Source organism: Azospirillum sp. UFLA03-27, from assembly GCF_059803775.1.
The window spans coordinates 1-4,391 of sequence record NZ_JAUQTX010000377.1 but is presented as its reverse complement, the minus strand read 5'-3'; the positions used below and the strand labels follow the sequence as shown (position 1 = coordinate 4,391).

Annotated in this window: 5 protein-coding genes; 3 read left to right on the top strand and 2 right to left on the bottom strand. The window is 69.9% G+C overall.

Translation table 11 applies throughout. The features are described 5' to 3' along the window. On the bottom strand, nucleotides 1-75 hold a 75-nt coding region (locus tag Q4I23_RS30880; protein ID WP_498528753.1), incomplete at its 3' end, for a DUF6489 family protein. 154 nt (nucleotides 76-229) lie between these two features. Between Q4I23_RS30880 and Q4I23_RS30875 the strand changes: the two genes are divergently transcribed. Genes Q4I23_RS30875 through Q4I23_RS30865 form a run of 3 tightly spaced genes read left to right on the top strand, consistent with a single transcriptional unit; the run spans nucleotide 230 to nucleotide 3,771 of the window. Then, entirely contained in the window at nucleotides 230-2,248 is a 2,019-nt protein-coding gene (locus Q4I23_RS30875) for a thioredoxin domain-containing protein (protein ID WP_498528752.1), read from the top strand. A gap of 5 nt (nucleotides 2,249-2,253) precedes the next feature. Next, nucleotides 2,254-2,775, top strand: coding sequence for a methylated-DNA--[protein]-cysteine S-methyltransferase (locus tag Q4I23_RS30870; protein WP_454020275.1), 522 nt, complete (start codon nucleotides 2,254-2,256; stop codon nucleotides 2,773-2,775). Between the two features lie 21 nt (nucleotides 2,776-2,796). Beyond that, nucleotides 2,797-3,771 (top strand): quinone oxidoreductase family protein, encoded by a 975-nt coding sequence (locus Q4I23_RS30865; RefSeq protein ID WP_119507520.1) that lies wholly within the window; start codon nucleotides 2,797-2,799, stop codon nucleotides 3,769-3,771. A 41-nt stretch (nucleotides 3,772-3,812) separates the two neighbouring features. Here Q4I23_RS30865 and dnaQ read toward each other — a convergent pair. Beyond that, the coding region (gene dnaQ / locus Q4I23_RS30860; protein WP_498528751.1) for a DNA polymerase III subunit epsilon at nucleotides 3,813-4,391 on the bottom strand (579 nt) is incomplete at its 5' end.

Here is a 4,391-nt window from a genome sequence, read left to right as displayed (position 1 = left end):
GGGCTTCACGTCGGGAAGGCCCAGGAAGTGGCGCGCCTCCTCGGGAGTGCAGTCGATGTCGATGGTGATTTTCATGGCCCCATTCCCTTGGAAGGCGCGCGGTGCGCGGGAAATTAAGGGTTGAGCGCCGCTTCGGCTCATGCCCCACTATACAGATAGGGAGCCCTGGCGCAACGGCACCGCCGCGCCAGTTTATTCCCAACCACGCCACAGACCGGAAACGCCTGCGATGCCCGCGAACCTGCTTGGCCGGGAGACCAGCCCCTACCTGCTCCAGCACAAGGACAACCCCGTCCATTGGATGGCCTGGGGCCGCGACGCCTTCGAACGGGCCAAGCGCGAGAACAAGCCGGTGCTCCTGTCGGTCGGCTACGCTGCCTGCCACTGGTGCCACGTCATGGCGCACGAGAGCTTCGAGAACCCCGAGATCGCCGGGCTGATGAACGAGCTGTTCGTCAACATCAAGGTGGACCGGGAGGAACGGCCCGACGTCGACCAGATCTACCAGTCGGCCCTGGCGATGCTGGGGCAGCAGGGCGGCTGGCCGCTGACCATGTTCCTGACCCCGGAGGCCGAGCCCTTCTGGGGCGGCACCTACTTCCCGCCGGCCTCGCGCTACGGGCGGCCCGGCTTCCCCGACGTGCTGCGCGGCGTGGCGGAGACCTACCGCAACAAGCCGGAGAACGTGACCCGCAACGTCGCCGCGCTGAAAGACGCGCTGGACAAGCTGGCCGAGAACCGAGCGGCGGGGGAGGTCGACCTCGCCATGCTCGACCAGATCGCCGACCGGCTGGTCCGCGAGGTCGATCCCTTCCACGGCGGCATCGGCCACGCCCCGAAATTTCCCCAGGTGCCGATCTTCACCTTGCTGTGGCGGGCCTGGTTGCGCACCGGCAAGGAGCCCTACCGCGAGGCGGTCACCAACACGCTGGCCCATATGAGCCAGGGCGGCATCTACGACCATCTGGGCGGCGGCTTCGCCCGCTACTCGGTGGACGAGATGTGGCTGGTGCCGCATTTCGAGAAGATGCTCTACGACAACGCCCAGCTCCTCGACCTGATGACGCTGGTCTGGCAGGCGGAGCGGGAGCCGCTGTTCGAGGCGCGCATCCGGGAAACGGTGGGCTGGGTTCTGCGCGAGATGATCGCCGAGGGCGGCGGCTTCGCGGCGACCCAGGACGCCGACAGCGAGGGCGAGGAGGGTCTTTTCTACATCTGGAACGAGGAGGAGATCGACCGGCTCCTCGGCCCCGGCGCCGAGGTGTTCAAGCGCGCCTACGGCGTCACACCACAGGGCAACTGGGAAGGGGCGACCATCCTCAACCGGCTGCACCGCATCGAGGCGCTGGACGCCGAGACCGAGGCAACGCTGGCCGAACAGCGGGCGATCCTCTGGCAGGAGCGCGAAAAACGGATCAAGCCGGGCTGGGACGACAAGGTGCTGGCCGACTGGAACGGCCTGATGATCGCGGCCCTCGCCCAGGCCGGCATGGTCTTCGACGAGCCGGAGTGGATCGCAGCCGCGCAGCGCGCCTACGCCTTCGTCCGCGACCGCATGACCGAGGACGGGCGCCTGCTGCACAGCTGGCGGGCCGGGCAGCTCAAGCACCGGGCAACGCTGGACGACTACGCCCACATGGCACGCGCAGCACTCGCCCTGCACGAGGCGACCGGCGACGCCGGCGCGCTGGAACAGGCGCGGGCCTGGGTGCGGGTGCTCGACGCGCATTTCTGGGACGCCCAGGCCGGCGGCTACTTTTACACGGCGGACGACGCCGACGACTTGATCGTCCGCACCAAGTCGGCCGGCGACGCGGCGACGCCGAGCGGCAACGGCACCATGCTGGCCGTTCTGGCGACCCTGCACCACCGCACCGGCGAGGTCGCCTACCGGGAGCGGGCGGATGCCCTGGCCGCCGCCTTCTCCGGCGAGCTGAGCCGCAATTTCTTCCCGCTGCCGACCTACCTGAACGCGGCGGAGCTTCTCCAGAAGGCCCAGCAAATCGTCATCGTCGGCGACCCGCAGGCGTCGGACACCGCGGCGCTGCGCCGGGCGGTGCTCGACCGACCGCTTCCCGACCGCATCCTCAGCGTCCTGCCGCCGGGGACGGATCTGCCCGCCGGGCACCCGGCGCACGGCAAGGGCATGCAGGGCGGGGTGGCGACCGCCTATGTCTGCACCGGCATGACCTGCTCCCCCCCGGTGACCGCGCCCGACGCGCTGGCTGCTGCCCTGGCCCGGAGATGACCAACATGGCGACGACCCTCAAAAACCCGGCCACCGGCAGCCTGACCATCGATAGCCCACTGGGCCTGCTGACCCTGACCAGCGCCGCCGGCGCCATCGTGGCGCTCGACTGGGGCAGGCTGGGCGACGACCGGCCGGACCCCGTGCTGGAGGAGGCGGCGCGCCAGCTCCGCGACTATTTCGCCGGGACGCGGTTGGATTTCGACCTGCCGCTGTCCCCCCGCGGGACGGCCTTCCGGCAGAAGGTCTGGGCGGCGATGCAGGGCATCCCCTACGGCGGCGTCCTGACCTACGGCGACGTCGCGCGGCTGCTGGACACGGCGCCGCGGGCCGTCGGCGGGGCCTGCGGAGCCAACCCGATCCCGGTGATCATCCCCTGTCACCGCATCGTCGGGGGCGGTGGGGCGCCCGGCGGCTATTCCGGCCTGGGCGGCCTGCAGACCAAGGACTGGCTGCTCCGCCACGAGCGGCGGTACCGGGTGACAGCGGAACAGGCCGGCGATACGCTGGAGCTTCAGCTTCAATAAAAAGGGAAGGGACCAACCACCATGGTTCACGCGATCCGCATCCACGACTACGGCGGACCCGAAGCGCTGCGCTGGGACGAGATCGAGGTGGGCGACCCCGGCCCCGGTCAGGTGCGCCTGCGCCAGACTGCCGTCGGGCTGAACTACATCGACACCTATCACCGCTCCGGCGCCTACAAGCTGCCGCAGCTTCCCGCCATCATCGGGACCGAGGGCGCCGGCGTGGTCGAGGCCGTGGGTCCGGACGTGACGACGCTGAAGCCCGGTGACCGGGTGGGCTACGCGCCGCTGATCGGCGCATACGCCGAATCCCGCCTCGCCCCCGCTGACCGGCTGATTCCGCTGCCGAGCTGGATCGAGGACCGGCAGGCCGCCGCCATGCTGCTCCAGGGCATGACCGCGCAGTTCCTCCTGCGCTCCACCTACGCGGTGCAGCCGGGCGACACCATCCTGGTCCAGGCCGCCGCGGGCGGCGTCGGCCAGATCCTCTGCCAGTGGGCGAAGCATCTGGGCGCCACCGTGATCGGCACGGTCAGCAGCGACGAGAAGGCTGAGCTGGCCCGCGCCGCCGGCTGCGACCATCCCATCGTCTACACGCGCGAGAATTTCGTGAATCGCGTGAAGGATCTGACCGACGGGCAGGGCGTGCCGGTGGTCTATGACGGCGTCGGCAAGACGACCTTCATGGACAGCCTGGACTGCCTGCGGCCCCGCGGCTTCATGGTGCTGTTCGGCGCCGCGTCCGGACCGGTCCCGCCGCTGGATCTCCAGGTCCTGGCGGCCAAGGGCTCGCTCTACGTCACGCGCCCGACCTTGTTCAGCTACGTTTCCAAGCGCGACGACCTGATGGCCAGCGCCGCCGACCTGTTCGAGGTGGTGCATACCGGCGGGGTGACCATCAACGTCGGCCAGACCTTCGCGCTGCGCGACGCGGCGGAGGCCCATCGGGCGCTTGAGTCCCGCGCGACGACCGGGTCGACGGTGCTGCTGCCGTAAGGTTCAAAGCCCTCTCCCGCCCCGGGAGAGGGAATAACAACTCACTCGGCGGCCCAGAGCGGGTTCTTCAGCTTCTTGAGAAGCTCCGCATGGGCCGCCAGCTCCTCCTCGCTCGGCGCGTGGGCGCGCGGGGCGCGGTAGGGGCGGTCGATGCGGATCGCCGCGGGACCGCCCGCCGCCGGGCCGGAGGCCAGCGCCAGACCGGCCTGACGCCCGCCGCGCAGCTCCAGATACACCTCGGCCAGAAGCTGGGCGTCGAGGAGCGCGCCGTGGTAGGTGCGGCTGGAGTTGTCGACGCCGAAGCGCTTGCAGAGCGCGTCCAGGGTGGCCGGCGCGCCGGGGAACTTCTGCCGCGCCATCATCAGCGTGTCGATGGCCCGGTCCTTCGGCATCACCGGGTAGCCGGTGATCCGCATCTCCCAGTTCAGGAAGTGCATGTCGAAAGCGGCGTTGTGGATCACCAGCGGCGCGTCGCCGATGAAGGCCACGAACTCCGCCACCACGTCGTTGAACAGCGGCTTGTCCGACAGGAACTCCGTCGTCAGCCCGTGCACCGCCACGGCGTCCGGCGGCACGTCGCGCTCCGGGTTGACGTAGCAGTGGAAGGTCTTGCCGGTGGC

Bases quoted from the DNA above. Each gene is read 5' to 3' on its own strand.
- Q4I23_RS30875 (WP_498528752.1), top strand. From the start codon at position 230: ATGCCCGCGAACCTGCTTGGCCGGGAGACCAGCCCCTACCTGCTCCAG.
- Q4I23_RS30870 (WP_454020275.1), top strand. From the start codon at position 2,254: ATGGCGACGACCCTCAAAAACCCGGCCACCGGCAGCCTGACCATCGAT.
- Q4I23_RS30865 (WP_119507520.1), top strand. From the start codon at position 2,797: ATGGTTCACGCGATCCGCATCCACGACTACGGCGGACCCGAAGCGCTG.